We start from the raw sequence: 20,958 nt of genomic DNA on the forward strand, positions 1-20,958 counted from the left end.
AAATAAAAAATCCTTGCATTTTGTAAATGCAAGGATTTTTTATTATCTGTTTTAAGCAAGAACAAAAGCAAAACATACAATAAATACGTAAGCAAATATATAAGCAAAAGCCCTTCTAACTCGCCAATATACCAACGTTTAGAAGGGCTTAAAATAATATGAACAATTAATATCTATTTATTTTGCATAACGCAAATCACTTTTTCTTAGATTTCTTATTACGCTCTTCTAACAGCGCTAAAGTTCGCGATGCAGGCTCTTCTGGAGCTACAGTATGGTGATTTTCATCGCCTTTTTGAGGCTCCTTGTATCCAAGATTCACATCTAAAAGTCGCTCCGCCTCAATCTCATCAATCTTTTCAGACAAAGCAATTTCGGAAATTAAAATACTGCGAGCGCGAGCAAGCATTCGCTTTTCTCCTGCAGACAAACCATGCTCATCAACATCTCGCTGAGATAAATCACGAACTACTTCAGCAATATTGTTAACATCGCCAGTAGCAATCTTCTCTACATTAAGCTTGTAGCGTCTAGACCAATTCATTTCTTTTTCAACTATTGGAGTACGCAAAATCTCAAAAACTTTTGCAACTTCTTGCGCTCCAACAATGTCTCGCACGCCAACTTTTTTAACATTATCGACAGGTACGTTAATTTCTAAACCATCAGATGATAACACTACCAATCGTAAATATTGACGAGTTACACCTTTTACGGTGCGCTCACTAATTTCTTCAACACGAGCCGCACCATGACGAGGATAGACGACCATATCGCCGACTTGATATTCCACAGAACCCTCCGTATGCACAGAAAAACTCATAACAGTTTCCCATAAGGTCACGACTTGAAAAAATTTTCATATTTTTTTCACAATAGCGCGAAACACACGCGACTTACAGCAATAAAGCATGTATGATAGTCAGCATGAGTACAGTTACTAACATCAATGAAGATGCAGTCGCAGTCCCAGTCCGACAGGACGTATTAGCTGCGGTGAGCAATGCAGAATATTACAATCCACATGAGGTTCTCGGAGGTCACCTTGGAACTGGCAAAGGTGCCGACACTGTAACCGTCCGCGTATTGCGCCCTATGGCAAAGAAAGTTGTTATTCTTACTAAGAACGGTGAATACGAAGCTAAACACGAATATAACGGCATCTTTACAGCTGTTATTCCTGCAGTAAAGCACACAAAAACAAAGTCTTGGTCTGTTCCTAGTTATCGCGTTTACACTGTGGAAATAGACGGTTCTGAATCCACAGATGACGATCCTTATCGTTATCTGCCTCAAGTTGGCGAACTTGACATGTACTTATTTGGAGAAGGTCGTCATGAACGTCTTTGGGAAGCATTAGGCGCACATGTCAAAACAATAGCAGATTCATGGGGGCTTATATCTCCTGAAACTGGAAAGATGGTAAAGAAAGTTACTGGTACTGCTTTCTCAGTGTGGGCACCAAATGCTCGTGCAGTACGCGTAGTTGGTAACTTTAATTACTGGAATGGTCGTCGCCACGCTATGCGCTCGCTCGGCTCTTCTGGCATTTGGGAACTTTTTATTCCAGGAGTTACAGCGGGCGAAGTATATAAATACGAAATTCTTACGCAATCTGGTAATTGGATTATGAAAGCCGATCCGATGGAGCGCTCTCATGAAGTTCCACCAAACACAGGATCTGTTGTTGTTGATTCTGAGTTTAAGTGGCACGATACCGATTGGATGAATAAGCGCGCAAAAACAGACGCTCACAACGGTCCAATAAGCATTTACGAAGTGCAAGCTAACAGCTGGAATCGCGATCTGGGTAATTATCGCGAACTTGCTGATCATTTAGTTGATTATGTGCAAAGAGAAGGCTTTACTCACGTCGAGTTCATGCCGCTGACGCAATATCCATTCTCTGGGTCTTGGGGATATCAGGTAACAGGTTATTATGCAGTCGATTCTCGCCTTGGCTCCCCTGATGACTTTAAGTACTTGATAGATAAACTCCATAAAGCAGGTATTGGCGTCATTATGGATTGGGTTCCAGCTCACTTCCCTAAGGATGACTTTGCACTCGGTCGTTTTGATGGCACAGCCTTGTATGAAGATCCTGATCCTATGCGAGGCGAGCATCCTGACTGGGGTACTTACATCTTCAACTTTGGTCGTCATGAAGTTCGTAACTTCTTGGTTGCTAATGCTTGCTTCTGGCTTGACGAATACCATGTTGACGCGTTGCGCGTTGACGCAGTTTCTTCAATGCTTTATTTGGATTACAGCCGTGAAGCAGGACAGTGGAGACCAAACATCTACGGCGGACGCGAAAATCTTGAAGCAATTGACTTCATTAAGGAAGCAAACGCAACTGCATACAAGAATAATCCTGGCATCATGATGATTGCTGAGGAATCCACTGCTTACCAAGGCGTAACTGCACCAACCGATATGGGCGGCTTAGGATTCGGTTTGAAGTGGAATATGGGCTGGATGCACGACACTTTGCAATACCTTAAAGAAGAACCAATTAACCGTCGTTGGCATCATAACGAAATTACATTCTCAATGGTTTATGCATACTCTGAGCATTATGTGTTGCCATTAAGCCACGATGAAGTTGTGTACGGTAAGGGTTCGTTACTTGGAAAGATGCCAGGCGACGAATGGCAACAATTCGCAGGATTACGCGCATTGCTTGCATACCAGTGGTCTCATCCAGGAAAGAATCTTCTGTTCATGGGTGGAGAAATTGGACAATCCAGCGAATGGAACTTCAATACTTCACTTAACTGGAATGAGCTACAATGGCCGTTCCATCAAGGTGTGCAAAAGCTTGTTGCAGATTTGAATACTCTGTATAAGAGCTCTCGCGCATTCTGGAGTCAAGACTTTACTCCTGATGGTTTCCAGTGGCTTACGAGCGACGATTCCGATCACAATACTTTAAGCTACATGCGTATTGGCGACAACGGAGAAGAAATCGTTGTAGTAGTAAACTTCTCAGGTCAAGCATGGCAAGACTATCAGGTTGCGCTACCAAAAGGTGGACAGTGGGAAGAGATACTCACAACTGATGATGCAAAGTATTGCGGATCTAATATTCACAACGGCACATTCACTGCTGCTGCTGAAGAGTATCATTCTCGACCATACTCTGCAAGAATCACTGTTCCAGCGTTAGGTGCGGTATTCTTGAAGCCAGTACAACACTGAAAGGTCTTTTTAAAATATGCTAAACGCTCCATCAGCTAGCGTAAATGCTCGTACAATTCTCGTTGTTGAGGATGAGCCAGATCTTGCTACAGCAATTGCACAACGCATTACTGCACAAGGCTGGAGAGCAAGAGTCGCTGCAGATGGGGCGTCTGCTGTTAGAGCTGCCGAACAACTAAAACCTGATCTCATAATTATGGATATTATGCTTCCTATTATGGATGGGATTGAAGCAACTCGACGAATTATCTCCAAAATGCCTGTCCCTATCCTCATGTTAACAGCACGCGACGCAGAAGCCGATAAAATTGTTGGCTTAAGCGCAGGCGCAGATGATTACATGACTAAACCATTTTCGCCACGTGAGTTAATTGCTCGTTGCGCAGCATTGCTGAGACGCGTAGAACGCGCATCGCAAATAGCAAAGACAATGGAACATGAACGCACAATTAATTTTGGGTCACTTATTATTAGACCCCGTCAAAGACTTGTAACTTTAAACGACAAAGAGGTACATTTTACACCAACTGAGTTTGACTTGCTCGCTACTCTAGCTCGTCATCCTCATACCGTATTTAAGCGTGAAGAGTTACTTGAAGAGGTGTGGGATTGGCCAGATGCCTCTGGAACTCGCACAGTGGACTCGCACATTAAGTCTTTAAGGCATAAAATTGGATCGGAATGGATTCGTACTGTACACGGAATAGGATACGCATTCGAGCCACCTATTAGTGATTACGACAAAGTTCTGCAATCACAAGTTTCATAAATAGTTATAACTTTCATAAATAGTAAATAGTTACAACACTTTAGCTTCGGAAAATTCGTAAATGGTATTAAAAAATAAAATAGATACTGCTAATTCTGAACAATATAAAAATACTAAGCAACGTAATTTATTAAATAAAAACTCAAATCCTCAACTTAGAAATAAGTCAAAAACTCGATTTACGAATTCTTCTATAAAGCATAATTATCCAAATAGACCTGTCGGATTTTTTTCATCTCTAAAAATTGAACTTTCGGCAATTATTGTTTTTGCAACAGCAATTGCTTTTGTAATGGCATGGTTTTTACTTAAAACTGGTCTAAATGGCTGGATTGCAATGCCATTAACGCTTATTGTTGCTCTAGGAATTACATACATTTTTTCTAGAGGACTTACAGCACCACTTCGTCAAATGAAAAATGCTGCAGAAGCCATGGCTGATGGCGACTACTCTGTACGAGTTGCTGTAGAAAATCGTCGTGACGAAGTAGGTAAATTAACTCTTGCATTTAATGAAATGGCAGAAGAACTTGAACATGCAGATCAGATGCGTAGAGAGCTTATAGCAAACGTAAGTCACGAATTACGCACTCCTGTTTCTGCTTTACAAGCAATGCTTGAAAATCTTGCAGACGGAGTTGTTGATCCTACTCCATCTAATATGGAAGCTATATTAAACCAAACTCATAGACTCGCTGATCTTATTACTTTCCTTCTTGATTTATCTAGAGTTGAAGCAGGTGCGGAAAGCCTTAATATAACTTCATTTAATTTCACAGACTTTATTGACGAAATTATTGAGCCACTAGAAATAGCTGATTCAGGTCATAATCATAATATTGAAGTTCAAATTAATGATGAGATTGAATTAACAGGAGATCAAGCTCGCCTTTCGCAACTTTTTACTAATATTATTTCCAACGCTCTAAAACATTCAGATGATGGAACTCGTGTCCTTATAAGTGCTCATATTAATCACAACCAAAACTCTGTAATATGTAATGTTGTGAATTTTGGAGAACAAATTCCTCAAGAAGATCGCGCCGATATTTTCAGAAGATTTGTTAAAGGAAATCAGCGAATTGGCACAGAATCAGGAGGAACAGGATTAGGATTGTCAATTGCTCGTTGGGCTGCACAATTGCACCATGGAACTGTAAAAGTAGTAGACGATAAGCGTGGTCCAAACTTTGAGATTACGCTTCCGCTAAACTATAGCAATACAATAGTAAACTAACATTCGTAATCTGCTGTACGATCATCCTTATTGCATACACACGCTAAAGAAAAGCATGCCAAAACAGTAATTCCACTACTCTGTAGAGTTGAAACGCAGCTATTCATAGTTGAGCCAGTAGTTACAATATCATCCAATACAATAGCTTTGTACTCGCGTTGATTTTCAGACTTTTGCTTTCTCAATTCTTTGAAATCGATGCTAAACGCTTTAGAAATTCTGTTAGACCTTCCACGAAAACCGGAAGTTTGCACTGATTTCGCAGTAATTCTAGCATTCATACTTACAATATCTAAAACGTATGCCCTAATGCCACTATTACACAATCGTTTAGCAACACAATTTGCAACAGGCAACATATGTTTACGCCCACGATGTCTTGATGAATACTTAGATGACGGAACTGGTATAACAAATATAGGATTTTCACTTATATAACAAGAATGCGAGCGCAAAAATTTAGATATAACTTCTACTACTAAATCGCCAATAAGTTCACCAAATATTTTGTCACATGCAATATCGAAATGATCCTTCCACAATAATATTGAGCGGCGAACAACCGTAGAATACGAACCACACGCGTAGCGATATCCACATACTGTTCTTGTAAATGGTGCACGTTTCCAGCATTGCAACGCTTTCTTGCAGTTGTCACACAATATATAGTCTGGAGTATCACAGCCTGCACATGCGCGAGGCAAAAATAAATTAAATAAAGCAATCGCTACATTCTTCCAAGTAGCAAAACGCCAATTTACAGAATCAACATCCTTGTTTTCACATACACCACAAGGTACAGATGCGTGACATGCTAATCCCCCATGAGATGTCACGCTTCTATACTTCTTTTTGTTTTGGTGGTTTATAACCTTGCGTCTCCCAACCATAATGACAGCATATGCGATCGCTTATTAACTATGCAAATAAAAAATGTTATTGTGGATAAAAGGTATTTTAAAATGAAAAATTAATAAAATTCTATATTTCTAAAATATTAAGTACCTTATTACAAAGCTCTAAGGTATCCGAAGGATTACTTACTTTAACAACTAACGCTCCTGTAAAGGCAGTAGGATAATCGTTTCCTCCAGGATACATACGATCGCCAATAAAAGTAATTTTTTCAATATTAAAATCACAATATTGAGATAGCATTCGCAAAGCTTGAGCTTTATCGTCACCGCGCCTGTATATATCGATGCTAGTATCTCCTCCAGCGCGTACAGCAAAATTAGGTAAAGCTTGAGAAATGCTTTGTGCAAGTTGAGCTTTCAAACAACCGCTAGGATCCCAAGTTTTTTTATATTCAATAGGAGCTAGTTGTCCTAGTGCCGAAAAAGTAATTTGACTACCGCGGTTCTCTATCTGTTCTCCCCACAGCATTGGATCGCCGGGTTCTTTCCAAACGCCCATATTTTTTGCACACTTGTGTATTGCATCAATAACGCATTGCGCTTGCTTAAAATCGATACTATGCTCATAAACACATTGCAATGACATGTCATTATTCACACGATAATAACTAGTTCCATTAGTAGGCATTATGTGAATATTTTTAAGATTAGTGCCAGTAGTTAGCATATCTAAAATTTGCTTCTTAACTAACTCTAAGCAGCCACCTGTTATTACAGCAACAGGAATTATATCAATCAGCTTACTTAATGATTCAGCCATCGATTTAAGCATAGGTTTTTTAGAACATGCCAGTGTGTTATCTAAATCAAAAGCAATAAGAGACGATTCAGCAATGCTCAAGTCAAGATTAAACTCATTCCAATCATGCACTATTGGTTTGAGCATTACAAATCCTCCTGACTTTTAAAACCATATATATAGTATTCTATAGTGTGAGCGTATTTCACACACCGCATATTAATTATTTACATATTATTGCCCTAGCCTTCTCGTAAAGTGGAAGCATGACAGGTCTAATTTGGGAAGAACGTCACTATAGAAATAGGCATGGTAGAGGTCTTAGGGCACCAATATTTGGTACTCGCCTGCCACAATATAGAACCGCTAGCGGAATGTTCGATGCTATGGTAGCGGCTCAAATTAGACGTCTTAACAGTGCTTGGAGAGCATTAACTAAAGACGTTCAATTTGCAGTAGAAGATGTGCCACCTTCACAACCACTGTTATGGGAACAAAACCGCAGAATACTTTCACAAGCGTTTCCAGCTAGCCGTGGTATGCAATCTAGAATTGTATTGTATAGGCTTCCGCTATGCACTCATGTAAACAGCAGAAGTGAACTTCAATATGCTATCAGAGATGAGCTTGTGCAACGCTTAGCAGAACTATACGGTCGCAGACCAGAAGAAATTGATCCAGATTGGGGTTTGTAAACAATTTTTAAATTAATTAAAATTATCAAGTATTTTAATTAATTTATAGTCGCTTATAGCAATATTTTTATTCGTATTATTGCACAATATGATTGTCAGTTTTAACGTATACCTTCATTTCTTGCGGCTCCAAAGATTGCGCAGAAAGCCAAGAAATACCTGCTATACCAGCCTTATCGATTTCATCTTTATGAATACGGGCAGACAAAGAAACTTTGCTATGCGATTTCGCAATAAACATAACTACATCGTGCGAAATGTCTGAAACAGGAATTCTTAAAGATGCATTCGCAGGAATCGTTACGTTTTTTGTAGCAGCTAATACACCATTTAAATCAAATCCTTGCAAACGCACAGAAGTATCTTTATCGCTTGAAGAAGAAAGGTATAGAGCTGTTTCATTAGCAGAAACAGGTGAAACAATTGCGCCACTACCTTGCACGCTAGATGGTGTAATAAAAGCTACATCTGATTGATTATCTTTGCTATCTTTAGTAATAGACATCATTACTTGAGTAGGAACATCTCCACTTACGCTCAAAGCATTAACATGCTCTGGAACTTTTCCAAGATCGACAACTTGCAAATGGTGTGCTTTTAACGTCAAATTCTTTACTTCTTTAGAACCTGTATCATTCATCCATGAAAGTGTTACATTACCATCTTTATTTGGCCATACATATAACTTAGATTGATCGCCTTCACTAATACCTGAAAGAATATTTGTATTAGATTGAGTGCTTAATTCATGAACAATATCTACACCTTTTACAGATAAGCCACTCATATGAACGACTTTTACAAATGATGCTATAGGTGTCTGTTCGCTTTCAACTTGCACGTATAATCCAGAAGTCTTAGGAGAAGCAGCAGCAAGATCAAAATATGCGTGAGAACGAGCAGGAACAGTAAAAGCACTTCCTGTAGAAAGATTTAACTGATTGTTGCCATGTTCTGCAGACCAAGCTTTAACACGAACAACAGTAGATTTTGAAGCAGCATTAAATGCTTCTAAACGAATAGAAATTCCATCAGCAGATTCTGGAACTAGGAATGTCTGTTTCATAGACGGCATGGAACAGGTAGTTGCAGATAAACCTTTTACGTCACCTTTAGTAGCCCATGAAACCATGGAAGCAGATATTCCAGTGCCAGATCCAACTCGTGATAAATGTCCTTCTAGAACTTGAGCGTCATGATTTACATTATTGTTAGCAATAAAAGCTGACGTATCATCATCAGTTGATTTTGAATTCAACGTAATAGATTGATCATTGTTATCTCGTATGTTACGCAAGCTAGAACTATACACATCTCCAAAAGCACCATAACGAGCAGAAGATTGTAAATCGCCTTCTGATTCGTTATATTCGCTATCACCATATTGAGTCAAATCTGGAAGAGACAATCGAATAGGACAAATAGTTTGCAAACGAGTAGAACCAACACTACTTATAACGCCACTAGATGGAGTATTAGGATTATCTACAAAGTGAGGCATTGGTAAGCATAATGCAACAACACATGCAGAAGCAATAAGTATTATTGCACTAAAAATAGCAAGTGAGACAATACTGACTATTTTGTTCTTGCGATTAATATCTACATCTGCATTTACTTCACCATGCTTAGAGCCCTCATGAGGATTTTTATGCCAGTTCATCTAATTCCTCCTCATGCCTGTCATCTGAACGTTCTATCATTGCATGTCTGCCAAATCGAGGCACGGCAACAATACAGTACAGCAGTAATACCATAGAAGAAACAATAATCCAAGGAACTCTCCACGCAAGAGGCCTAGATCGATAATACGGAGATGTAGAAGACAACGACTTAGAATCAGGCACACCATCAAATCTGCAATAAGTTCCTTGCGGTGATGAAACAACTAATTGTGTACCGTCAGAAGCGTTAACGTGTGCAATTAATTGTTCAGTAGCTTCTTTGTTAACATTACTTACAGTTTGCACAGAAGGATGTAACAATTGTTGTATTGACATAGAAGTTTTATGGGAAACCTGCTTATTTTCTGAACTATTAACAATATAAATACCGCCAATTCCAAGTTGCTTTAACGTTGAAATTGCGCCATTATCTGCATGAGATAACAATTGTGCTGAGGCGCGATATATTGCTTTATTACTTGATGAATCACCAAACATTACTTGTCTAACACGAAGTGCTGGAGATTCGTCTATTGCATCTCCCTTAGATGTTCGCATAATAGAGATTGACAAATCATGGCTACTTTGAGCTCTTAAAGCAAGTATTCGCCGAGTATCGTCTTTTCGCAAATAATCAGAAACAACCATAGGGAGCTCATTGTTATTTGCGCAAATAGATGTAGCAGGTCCGCTCAATACAGCAAAAAGACCCAAAAGAACCGCCATAGTCAACATGCCACTTGCAAGAACAGCGCGTGCTACGCGAATTATGTGCTGCAACAATTGTGCCGCAGAACGACGCATTGCAGCACGTCTACTTGCACGAGTTTTATAGTTATCAAAAATTTGGGACTCAGATTCCTTCGAAGTACGTAGTGGCTCAAAGCGTCGAACAGCTTGACCGGCAACCATGCACATACAAGATAAAATGCCGACAGTAGATAATGCGACTCCAGGCAAAACGCTTGCAGCAACAGGTCCCGAAATATCGGATGCAACTACAACACGAGCAGCAATAAGAGATAACAGCATTCCGGAAATAATCACAACCCACATCATTCGAGAAACTCGCAAAGCAAAAGGCAAAGTTAATGACGTAACAGCCATAACAACAGCTAGAATTGCAAAAATTACCATTATTATTGTTCTTAAGCTCATCAATGGCATATTAATTTCAACATTAGGAGAAGCCATATTAAAAGCGTGCAACAAAACATCAGCGTAATCGCTTACGCGTGGAGCACCTTGCACACTTCTCAATGGCAAAGCCATACTAGAGAACAATTGACGCCACATTCCAGATCCGCCATATCTAATAGCACTTCCTATTGTAGGAAGCAGAACAATTATCGATGGTATAGGCATAAGCGCAAACATAATACGATGAGAGCGCACCATAATAAACGCTGCAATAAAAATAACAATAAGAGGCAAAACAAGCTGCGGTTCTGCAGCTACTGGAACCATAAAGCATAATGCTGCGCATGCTGCACATTGAGTGGATTTAACAGGACGCACAGGATCTTCTGTTACGTACATTCCAACAGCATGGAACGCAAAAGCAAATGCTGCAGGCAAAAATGCCATAGTCATTAACATTGGCAAATCACCGCGTGCAAACAAACCAAAAGCAATAGCAATCATAGTCCAGCAAATACCAGCGCATACACGTACAGTATCCGAGCGCGTAAATACGCCAGCAAGAGCCCAAAAACTTAAACACATAGCTGGAGCAGCTAAGAAGAACATTAATGTGACAGCCAATAACGGGTTAGCGCCAACCACAGTTGATGCGATTGCCCAAATACTTAGCCATGGTGCTGGAGGAATTGCAGGTCCAAAACCATCATCAGGAACCCATGCACCAATAGCAGAATTCCATAGTTGATTGAAATCTGCACCCGTTGGTAACCATTGCTGCGCATTCCAAGAAGCGCCACTTAAAATTTCACGCCATGGAGAGCCATATAAATTCAATATGACTGCAAAAAGAAGAAGAGACGCAAGAATAACAGCACTCCACCTACGCAACACTCGAATATGCAAATGCCGCTTCGCTAGAGGACTTAACAGCACGAAATGCTGTTGAGCTTGGAAAGCAGAACTACGATCACGCCAACGTGCAACTTGATGACGATCTGCGATAAGAGGAACAAGTCGCTTTAATGGAACACGAGTATTCCTTGCAATCCTTCTGCGAGCAAAAACTGCTCTAGGTAATTGCATGATAGCAAGCCATGGCAAAAGCAGACGGATCCACGCTATATAAGGATGTTTAGCAAACAGCGAATGCAAAGCGCCAACGAAACAAGCAGGCAAACTAAGAATCCATATAAGAGGCCACAAAAAAATACTAATATCAGTGTATTTGTAACGCTGCTTAGCTACGAGAGAAGCTGCTACACCATATTTAGATCCTGAATTATCATGATTTCTAGCATCACCGTTACGAGTACGGATACCTTCTAACCTTGCACGCCTGTGTGCAATACGAGCTGAAGGAACTACAACAACACGACCTCCAGATAGACATACTCTACGACAAAAATCTCTTGATTCGCCAAAAGTTGTCATCCATGGTTGCGTACCGCGTAAAGTTTGCCATGCAGTTAATGTGACTAAAGCACCTGCTAGCGATACTGCATACACATCTCCACGCCCATCATACTGTTCTTGATCTGGCTCGCCGTCAACAGTAAGAGTATGAACATCGTGACGCCAAGCATACATTCCAACGTTGTGCAAGATATTTCCTTGCCAATCAACTTGTTTAGCTCCCAATACTGATGCAGTCGGAGTATTGCGCCAAGTTTCACGCAAATATTCTAAGCAATGGAAGTCTGCAGGACGAGAATCATCATGCAAAAGCCATAATGCAGAAACTCCTGCACAAGGCAAAATCTTGCGCAAAGATTTTTCTATTGCATCTCCAAAAGAATGAGCATAAGAAATGGGAATAATAATTATGCGTACAGATTTATTTTCACTATTGTTTACGCGAGCATTATTTACGCGATTAGTATTTGGTCTATATTTTGAATCGCTATCAATTGTATTATTGGAATCGATATTATTAGCATTCTGCAATAATGATTTTCTAGTATTAATTGCTCCCGCAAGCATAGATGAATTAATTTTTATTTGTAAATTCGTTTGCATAGTCTGCTTTACTCGACTAGCACAATCGACTATTACCAAAGTTCCAGGAAGAATTGATTGACTTAGTACTGCATGTAACGTATCAGCATAAAAACGAGTATCTCGCTCCACACACATCATTGCCATAATGGACGAATCCACATCATGAGGATGCGCATCTTTCGCAGATGACAGCACCTGTAAAACTTCGTCTTCAAATGTAAGATTATGAGCGGTTATCGAATCCATACTTACCAGTTTACGCAGGGGGTATGTATCCACCAAAACACAAGTCGTAATTCTAAATAAATTTATACATATTTTATTAATATTTTTGTTCATATTAACCAGTGCATTCCATATAAATTTAATTAGAATATTTGCTTAAACTTATTAAAATTTTCATTAAAAGATCAAATAATATTCAACACAACCAGGTGTCATAAATCTCATTGCCATGTACTATAATGGCGCGTTATATGTGTCCATTGAATATTGATTTATTCGATGGCAAAAGAAATGATATTGCCACAACCTAAAAGGTTCCTCATTATTGAGAAAGAAGGTACGATGACAACTTCACGGTATCATGAAGGCATGCGGTACCAACCAGGCGAAGATTGGAATTCAACTCCTCATCATAGTCTTGGTTATAGAATGATTAACCGCACGCGCAAGATACTGTGTATGCTTGTTATTTCAGTACTTACATTCTTTTCAACAATCATAGCTGCAGTGTGGTTAGATTTTTCTTCTGCTGTAAGTAACAGAGTTGTAAACGTCATATCTAAAGATCCAGAAGCTAATCAGACACTTGATATTAACGCAGGCAAACCAGTAACTTTTCTTGTTTTAGGTCAAGATTCTCGAGATGGGAACAATCAAAGCTTCACACACGACGGTGAAACTGGTGATCATCAGTCAGATACTACTATGGTAGTTCAAATTAGCGCAGATAGATCATACATGAATATCGTTTCTATTCCACGAGATTCTATGGTAAACGCACCAGCATGCGACACTACAAAAGGACATATTCCTGCAAGAAAACATGTGATGTTTAATTCAATTTTCGCCTTAGGATATGCACAAGGCGGAGATTTAGCCTCAGCAGCATCATGCTCGTTAAAAGCTGTTAATTCACTTACTGGTTTAAATATCCATCATTTTATAGTCGCTGATTTCAGTGGATTAAGCAATATGATTGATGCAGTTGGTGGAGTATCCGTATGCATCCCAACAGCAACTCGCGATGCCTATACGGGTGTAAATTTCAAACAAGGAATGCAGCATCTTAATGGTCGACTTGCTACTCAATACGCTAGAATGCGCCACGATACAGCAAGCGATGGCTCTGACATAATGCGAACAACAAGACAGCAATACTTGATTAAACAGCTTTTACATCAAGCACTGTCTAAAAACTTATTTACTCAGACAAGTGAGCTTTACCAGCTTGCAAAAGCATCGTTGGGAGCATTAAATATAAGTGAAGGCTTGGCCAATCCTACCACTTTGGTCGGTTTGGCATTAAGCATGCGTAAATTAGATTCTTCACATATTTATGCTCGTACTACTCCTGTTATTCCAGATCCTTATGATCCAAATCGTGTTGTATGGTCTGACGAAGCAGACAATATTTGGGATTTAATGCGTGAAAATAAACCGCTATCGCTAAATCATAAAATTAACGGCACTAACAAAAAGAATGCCAATAATTCGCCTAAGGATACGAACGATCAAGACAATGAAGATACGGATGACAATAGCAATATAAGCGAAAACGACAAACTTAATAAAACTACAAATCCAAAGAAGATGGGACATGTTGATCCAAAAACAGGATTAATAAAAAATTCTCAAGGACAACTTATTGATCCAAATACTGGAGGAATTGTAAATCCTGAAAATGGAACTATTCACGATCCACAAACAGGACAATACGTTGGCTTTGCAGACAAGTATGCAAACAATGTACTTTGCGCTGTGCCTAGAAAAAAGTAAACAATTAAGCAAGATGTAATCTATGAATATTAATGTACGAGCATAACTTGTATATTATATACTCATAGTCATTGAAGATATATGGCGCATATGCTTATTTTGGAGGATGCATGAATTCGAGATTGTATGAGGACCCTTCTGAAGATAATATAAACCCACCTATCTTCACTCCTTCTCATAATAACGATTCATCTAACTCAAACGTGCCTCCTAGTTTCACTCCAAAACGCGTAAAAAGAGGCAAAATAGAGTCTAATGCGCTTCCATCACAAGCGCCGTCTTTTGCGCCTACAACTCAAAGAACAAGAATCTTAAAAAGTCCAGAACAATGTTCTTCTAGACCTGTTTCTTACACATCGCAATTGCAACCAAGACCAGCACCGCGCACAAGTTCTATTTCACAAATGCGTATTCCAACAACTATAAATAAAGCAGTTGGAAGTGCAGCAAAAATACTACCGCACAAACCGCACAGAATTTTACATGCATTTATTGCATTTTTTGTTGTTCTGGCAGTAGGTGTAACTGGTTTTGGGGTATATTCATGGAACTGGGTTGACTCAAGAATTAACCGCACTACTTGGCTTACTAATACTCCTAGCACTCAAGGCAAAGCATGGCTTATTCTTGGTTCTGATCAAAGAGAAGGCGAAGAAGCTAAAGAGATAACAGGATTTAGAACAGATACTATTCTTGTATTGACAAAGCCGAGCAATGGTCACAGCTCTCTAATTTCTATTCCTCGAGATTCTCTTGTTTCTTTAAATGGCGAACAAGTAAAAATTAATAGCGTTGCGCAAGCAGCTGGAAATAAAGCATTAACAGCAGCAATAGAAAAAATTACAGGTCATCGCATTGACCATGTTGCAGAAATACGTTTTGGCGGTCTTACTAATGTTGTTAACGCTATAGACGGCATTGATTTATGCTACAACCGTACCGTAAGCGATAAGTTTAGCGGGTTAAATTGGACTTCTGGATGCCATCACGTTGATGGGAATACAGCGTTAGCATTTTCGCGAATGCGATACGCAGATCCAGAATCTGATTTTGGACGAGCTGCACGTCAACGAATGGTTATTGCAGCTATTATGAAAAAAGCTTTAGATCACAATACATTATTGAATTTTGGAAAAGTAAAAAAGCTTGCTGAAACGGGACTTGCTTCAGTTATTTTTGACGAGAAAACCAATCCAGGAACATTATGGGAAATGGCTCAAGCATTCAAAGAAGCAACTGGACCGTCAGGCATATCTGGAACAGTATATTGGACGAATCCTGACTATCAAGTTCCAGGAGTTGGTTCATCTGTGCTTCTCGATGATGCTAAAAACTTAGATTTATTCAACCAACTTGCATCAGGCACTCATAAACCTGGATCAGTTGGAACTCTTGCGGAGCAACAATAATTTCGAAGTATTGTTGTATGCAACACTTCAATTAGATACCATAACTTAGAAAGCATTAAACCCGTATCTTTTAACCACAATCTTGCATAAGTATTGCACAAAAATCAAAAATATTGTCTCATACATTTATGAGTAACAAATCTAATACAGGAATATCTACAACTAAAGTACTTATGCATGTGCAGATGGCAGCGAGTATAGTTCCCATATTCGCTCACATAGCATTGGCTATAATGGCATGGATGCAAAATAATTGGATGATGCTAACCATGATTATTCCAAGCATTATGATGTACATAGCAAGTCTTATTCCACAAATTTTTCAATACATATCTGAGAAAAATTCTGTTCAAAGTGTTCAACAAAATCAGCAAATTCAATTATTAAACACTACGCAATCGTCAAATAACTTAACTTATAATCAACAAACTGTAGAAAGTTTGCCAGATACTATTACACCAGTAAGTTTAGAAACATTACTTATGAGAAGAAATGCAATTTCTAATACGCAACATCACTGGAAAGAAGTATTGCAAATATGGTTAAAAAATGCAGGAACATACGACACAAAAAACCAATCTAATAGTATGAAGGAAAATCTAAATACAAATATTTATAACTACTTACCTAATTCAAAAACTAAACACCTTATAGCTCCACTTGGAATAAGCAATAATGGATACTGCTATTTAGATTTAATTAACAATGGACCACATGCTTTAGTTGCTGGAACAACTGGTTCTGGTAAATCAGTACTTCTTACGACTTGGTGTTTAGCTTTGGCTTTTCAATACGGCCCACAGCAGCTACGGTTTGTTTTTATGGATTTTAAAGGAGGAGCAACTTTTGACATACTATCTAAACTCCCACATGCTATGGGAAACGTAGGGGATTTAAATCTTAAACACGCAATACGCGCTCTAAAAGGTCTCGAACTAGAACTAGATAGACGAGAAAGACTAGTAGCTCATCATGGGTGTAATAATATTGCACAAGTAACTCCAGCTGAGCCTTCATTGCTTATTGTTATTGACGAATTTCATGCTTTAAAAGATCAACTTCCCGACTACATGCCTCGTCTTATACGAATTGCATCAGTAGGCAGATCTTTGGGAATGCATATTATTGCTGGAACTCAAAATCCACTCGTACAAGTAAGCGCAGATATGAAAGCTAATATTTCTATTAATGTTTGCTTGAGAGTTAGAGACGGAATGCAATCGCAAGAATTATTAGGAACAGCGCATGCAGCTAGAATAAGCCCAAATACACCAGGAGCCGCATATTACAATATTGGAGAAGGAGTAGCTGCTTTGCGATGTGCTCAAAGCAGCAATCCTGCACATTTAGTACGAGCAATACAGTTAGCTGGTAGATTCTGCCATCATGATCATTCTCCAGAATTATTTAGCAAACCATTGCCGTCGATCCTTTCAGCAAAACAACTTGCAGAGTATTCAAATAATTACAAATACAAAAATTCGGAGCAAAAAATATCTCAAAGTTTACGTACTCAAGAATTTCATACGAAGCATATTATTATTGGTTTGCAAGACGATACCATACACTTATATCCTGCTCTATTACCAATTCACCTTGGAAATATAGCTATTATTGGAAGTAGAAAACAAGGCAAAACAACAATATTAAAAATAATTTCTAAAACTTTAAACCTGCCAATATATTCAGGAAAATCACTATACGAACAAAACATTAATAACATTTACAACGAAAATACGCCAATCATTATTGACGATGCGGATGAATTGCTTGATCCGCTAAATACGAGACAAACTGCTATTGCTTTTCAAAAAAGATTAAATAGTAAACAATGCCCAGTTATTATGAGCACTAGCACTTCTCGCTACTTACGTTTACCTGAGCAAGCACCAGTGAGGATAATATTCCCAACAGGAGATATTGGCACAGATACAATGCTTGGAATACCTTCTGCTTTATCTAAAAGTTTTGATATTGAAGACTATCAACTTCCAGGACGATGTGTTTTAATCACTCCAGGATCAGCAAGTTTAACCCAAATAGTGCACCTAGAATAAAATTTATTCATAGTGACGCATCTTGACTTTTACGTGCGCGCATTGCTCTACGCTTTAGAGTTCTACGCTCATCCTCGCTTAATCCTCCCCACACACCGTAATCTTGGTTAGTTTCTAATGCGCATTTTAAGCACTCTGTTGCAACATCACATGAGCGACATACTGCTTTTGCTTCTTCAAGCTGTTGAACTGCTGTACCAGCACTGCCAAGAGGAAAGAACAGTTCAGGATCTTTGTCACTACATGCTGCTGTTGTGCGCCAATCAAACGAGTTGCTCATGAATTATTATCCTCATTTCTTACCTACAACGGTGAGCTTTAGAAGTTCCCCTGAATGTAAGGAAATCATGAAAAGAAAGTTTTTTCAAGGTATTTTGCATCTTTATTAGCAATTTTAATTGTTCCTATACTTTTTACACTAAATGTATAACATTTAATGCACGTTGGAAAACAATTTTTACTAAAGCTACTCAATACCAGATACGCGCAATTTAATGTCTAACACTACCCTAGTTCCGCCTTCTCTTCGAGGAGACCAACGAACTGTACCACCAAAATCGTTAGTGACAAATGTGTTTATGATCTGCGTTCCAAGGCCAGAGCCAGATGGTTTAGCCATTCCATGAGAAGACTCGCTATCTATACCATCTCCATCATCTTCAACGACAATATTAAGATTGTCTCCGCCCCTACCAACTGCAATACGAATATGACCTTTTTCACGACCTTCAAAACCATGTTCAACTGCATTCGTCACTAACTCAGTTAAAACAAGAGATAATGGTGTAGCATCCTGAGCTGCTAATCTGCCAAATTTTCCAACAAAATCAATATCAATATTTTGATTCTGAGACGCCAACTCAATTGACATCTTCAACAAACTCGAAATAACTTTGTCAAAATCAACAATTTCGTCAGCAGTTTGACTCAAGCCTTCATGAACTAGTGCTATAGTTTGCACACGACGTTGAGCTTCCTCAAGTTCTTTTCTAACTTCAATAGATTTTGTTTTACGGGCTTGCAAACGCAAAAGAGCAGAAACAGCCTGTAAATTGTTTTTTACGCGATGATGTATTTCAGAAATAGTGGCATTCTTAGTGCGCAATTCTTGCTCACGTCGCAAAACTTCAGTAACATCACGACATAACACTACAGCTCCAACACGATTATTTGGACCCCACAGAGGCAAGGAGCGCATGGAAACTATAGAATGGTTCGCTTCAAGTTCACAATCTACATCAGCTTTTCCAGTTAATACAAGAGGTAAACTTTCGGGAACATTATCGTTTGTATGCAACAACCTAGTGCCAAATTCGCTTAAATATTCACCTTGCATAGTATTTAATCCACCGAGTCTGCGGAAACAACTAATGGCATTAGGGGAAGCATAACGAACTATTCCATCGTCTTCTAGCACAATAAAACCATCGGATACTCGAGCATTATGTCGCTGATTTAATACAGATTCATGATATGGGAATTGTTCACGAGGAATCATGTCAAATAAAGTTTTACCAGCATTGATACTTTCGGTTTCATAACGACCGTTAGATTCACGCGTTGCCAAATTAGTTTCGCGCATAACTAATCCGATGGTTTTACCCCTATGACGAACTGGAGCGTAAACGTAGCATACAGTAGCTCTACCAATAGAACGTAAGGTTGAAGAGTGGAAACTTGTCTCAGATTTCATCGCCTCATTAAGCTCAGGTACTAAAGAATCATCTAATTTTTTACCTAACAAATCATCAGTACGCAAAGTAATAGCTGTTGAAGGACGACATTGTTCAGCAACAACATAATCACCGTCACCATTTTGAATAATCAGCAGCAAATCTGCAAAACTCAAATCTGCAATAACCTGCCAATCGGCCACCAAATGATGAAGCCACTCACGATCACTGTCATTAAAATCAGGACGAGTAGCAAGAATGTTAGAAAAATCAGCCATAATGTAATAATATATCGAACTCACAGAAAATTCTGTGAGGCATGTTGTTGTTTTGAACAAGAAAACCGCTCCTCCTCAATTAAGAGAAGAAGCGGTTTAATAATTTATAAATTATTCTTTAAAACTAGAAGCCAAACTTAGCAGCAGTTTCGCGCAAAGTTTCAGCAGAACGCTTCAAAGCAGCCAACTCACGATCAGAAACTGGAGTGTTTAGACGAGAGTTTACACCATTGCGATTAAGCAATGTTGGCACAGACATGCACACATCAGAAATGCCGTGGAAGTCATCGAGCAAAGAAGACACTGGAAGAATGCGGTTAGTGTCGCGAAGAACAGCCTCAACAATATCTACACCAGACATAGCAATAGCGTAGTTTGTTGCACCCTTACCGTTGATAATCTTGTAAGCAGCGTTAACAACTTCCTGATGGATTTCTTCGCGCTTAGCAGCATCAAGTGGCTCATGACCTGGAAGAGCGTTCCAATCGCACATTGGAACACCACCAATGGTTGCAGAAGCCCACAGAGGAACTTCAGAATCACCGTGTTCGCCAGCAATGTATGCGTGAACGTTCTTAACATTAACGCCAGTGTGCTGAGCGATCAAGAAACGAAGACGAGCGGAATCAAGGTTGGTACCAGAACCAAACATTTGGTTTGCTGGAAGACCAGAAAGCTTCATAGAAACGTGCGTAACAACATCAACAGGATTAGTAATCAACATGTAAATTGCGTTAGGAGCAACCTTCACAACGTTCGGAATGATTGACTTCATGATGTTGATAGTGGCTCCTGCAAGCTCCAAACGAGTCTGACCTGGCTTCTGGCGAGCACCAGCAGTAATCACGACCATGTCAGCATCACGGCAAATTTCCACATCGTCAGAACCGGCAATAGAAACTGCAGGATAGAAGCTAGAACCATGCTGCATATCCAAAACTTCAGCTTCAACACGTTCCTTAGCAATATCTTCAAGCACAATCTCACGCGCAACACCACGCTGAGCAGCAGCGAAAGCGAGAGTAGATCCGACTGCGCCGGCACCAATAATTGCAAGCTTAGTTGGCTTAACCTGCGAACTCACCATGAGCAAAAACCTCTTTTCAACAACCTATCACACCCTTATAAGCACACAAAATACCACGATTTATGCATTACTAAGGGCTGCTCTCACATT

15 protein-coding genes are annotated in these 20,958 nt (G+C 39.3%); 7 read left to right on the top strand and 8 right to left on the bottom strand.

Going from position 1 to position 20,958, the window contains the following annotated elements:
• Window positions 1-196: 196 nt before the first annotated feature.
• Entirely contained in the window at window positions 197-793 is a 597-nt protein-coding gene (locus HXT43_RS03385) for a CarD family transcriptional regulator (RefSeq protein WP_180946758.1), read from the bottom strand.
• A gap of 134 nt (window positions 794-927) precedes the next feature.
• On the opposite strand from HXT43_RS03385, the gene glgB reads away from it, so the two are divergent.
• The 3 genes from glgB to HXT43_RS03400 all read left to right on the top strand — a co-directional run bounded on the left by glgB (window position 928) and on the right by HXT43_RS03400 (window position 5,207).
• Complete coding sequence (glgB, locus tag HXT43_RS03390; RefSeq protein ID WP_162861583.1) at window positions 928-3,201, top strand: 1,4-alpha-glucan branching protein GlgB; 2,274 nt, start codon at window positions 928-930, stop codon at window positions 3,199-3,201.
• Between the two features lie 16 nt (window positions 3,202-3,217).
• Window positions 3,218-3,970, top strand: coding sequence for a response regulator transcription factor (locus HXT43_RS03395; protein ID WP_410294536.1), 753 nt, complete (start codon window positions 3,218-3,220; stop codon window positions 3,968-3,970).
• Between the two features lie 61 nt (window positions 3,971-4,031).
• Window positions 4,032-5,207, top strand: a complete 1,176-nt coding sequence (locus HXT43_RS03400; protein WP_004107079.1) for a sensor histidine kinase — start codon at window positions 4,032-4,034, stop codon at window positions 5,205-5,207.
• Here the strand turns inward: HXT43_RS03400 and HXT43_RS03405 are convergent.
• Together HXT43_RS03405 and HXT43_RS03410 are read right to left on the bottom strand one after the other, a co-directional pair.
• Window positions 5,204-6,097 carry a ComF family protein gene (locus HXT43_RS03405; protein ID WP_101885990.1) on the bottom strand — a complete coding sequence of 298 codons (894 nt, stop codon included), beginning with the start codon at window positions 6,095-6,097 and terminating at the stop codon, window positions 5,204-5,206. The genes HXT43_RS03400 and HXT43_RS03405 overlap by 4 nt on opposite strands.
• Before the next feature lie 91 nt (window positions 6,098-6,188).
• The gene (locus HXT43_RS03410) at window positions 6,189-7,010 is read right to left on the bottom strand and encodes an HAD-IIB family hydrolase (protein ID WP_004119866.1); all 822 of its coding nucleotides are present in this window, start codon (window positions 7,008-7,010) and stop codon (window positions 6,189-6,191) included.
• Window positions 7,011-7,129: 119 nt separating this feature from the next.
• On the opposite strand from HXT43_RS03410, the gene HXT43_RS03415 reads away from it, so the two are divergent.
• On the top strand, window positions 7,130-7,558 hold the full coding sequence (locus HXT43_RS03415) for a metallopeptidase family protein (RefSeq protein WP_421780894.1): 429 nt from the start codon (window positions 7,130-7,132) through the stop codon (window positions 7,556-7,558).
• A gap of 76 nt (window positions 7,559-7,634) precedes the next feature.
• On the opposite strand, the gene HXT43_RS03420 is transcribed toward HXT43_RS03415, so the two are convergent.
• On the bottom strand, window positions 7,635-9,221 hold the full coding sequence (locus tag HXT43_RS03420) for a DUF5719 family protein (protein WP_116442669.1): 1,587 nt from the start codon (window positions 9,219-9,221) through the stop codon (window positions 7,635-7,637).
• A complete protein-coding gene (locus HXT43_RS03425) occupies window positions 9,208-12,609 on the bottom strand; it encodes a glycosyltransferase family 2 protein (protein WP_415707263.1) in 3,402 nt (1,133 codons plus the stop codon). Before HXT43_RS03425 ends, HXT43_RS03420 begins: the two co-directional genes overlap by 14 nt.
• Before the next feature lie 321 nt (window positions 12,610-12,930).
• Between HXT43_RS03425 and HXT43_RS03430 the strand changes: the two genes are divergently transcribed.
• From HXT43_RS03430 to HXT43_RS03440, 3 genes are all read left to right on the top strand, one after another.
• Window positions 12,931-14,364 (top strand): LCP family protein, encoded by a 1,434-nt coding sequence (locus HXT43_RS03430; RefSeq protein ID WP_004119875.1) that lies wholly within the window; start codon window positions 12,931-12,933, stop codon window positions 14,362-14,364.
• 110 nt (window positions 14,365-14,474) lie between these two features.
• Complete coding sequence (locus HXT43_RS03435; RefSeq protein ID WP_032842522.1) at window positions 14,475-15,773, top strand: LCP family protein; 1,299 nt, start codon at window positions 14,475-14,477, stop codon at window positions 15,771-15,773.
• Between the two features lie 233 nt (window positions 15,774-16,006).
• The gene (locus HXT43_RS03440) at window positions 16,007-17,830 is read left to right on the top strand and encodes an FtsK/SpoIIIE domain-containing protein (protein ID WP_410294547.1); all 1,824 of its coding nucleotides are present in this window, start codon (window positions 16,007-16,009) and stop codon (window positions 17,828-17,830) included.
• Between the two features lie 7 nt (window positions 17,831-17,837).
• Here the strand turns inward: HXT43_RS03440 and HXT43_RS03445 are convergent, their stop codons facing one another.
• From HXT43_RS03445 to HXT43_RS03455, 3 genes are all read right to left on the bottom strand, one after another.
• The gene (locus HXT43_RS03445) at window positions 17,838-18,110 is read right to left on the bottom strand and encodes a WhiB family transcriptional regulator (RefSeq protein ID WP_004107118.1); all 273 of its coding nucleotides are present in this window, start codon (window positions 18,108-18,110) and stop codon (window positions 17,838-17,840) included.
• Between the two features lie 186 nt (window positions 18,111-18,296).
• On the bottom strand, window positions 18,297-19,781 hold the full coding sequence (locus tag HXT43_RS03450) for a sensor histidine kinase (RefSeq protein WP_004107121.1): 1,485 nt from the start codon (window positions 19,779-19,781) through the stop codon (window positions 18,297-18,299).
• A 124-nt stretch (window positions 19,782-19,905) separates the two neighbouring features.
• Window positions 19,906-20,868: an L-lactate dehydrogenase gene (locus HXT43_RS03455; RefSeq protein WP_004107125.1), complete on the bottom strand. Its 963-nt coding sequence runs from the start codon at window positions 20,866-20,868 to the stop codon at window positions 19,906-19,908.
• Window positions 20,869-20,958 lie beyond the last annotated feature (90 nt).

Origin of the sequence: Gardnerella sp. DNF01195 (assembly GCF_049244175.1) — a bacterium.
GTDB lineage: Bacteria > Actinomycetota > Actinomycetes > Actinomycetales > Bifidobacteriaceae > Bifidobacterium > Bifidobacterium leopoldii.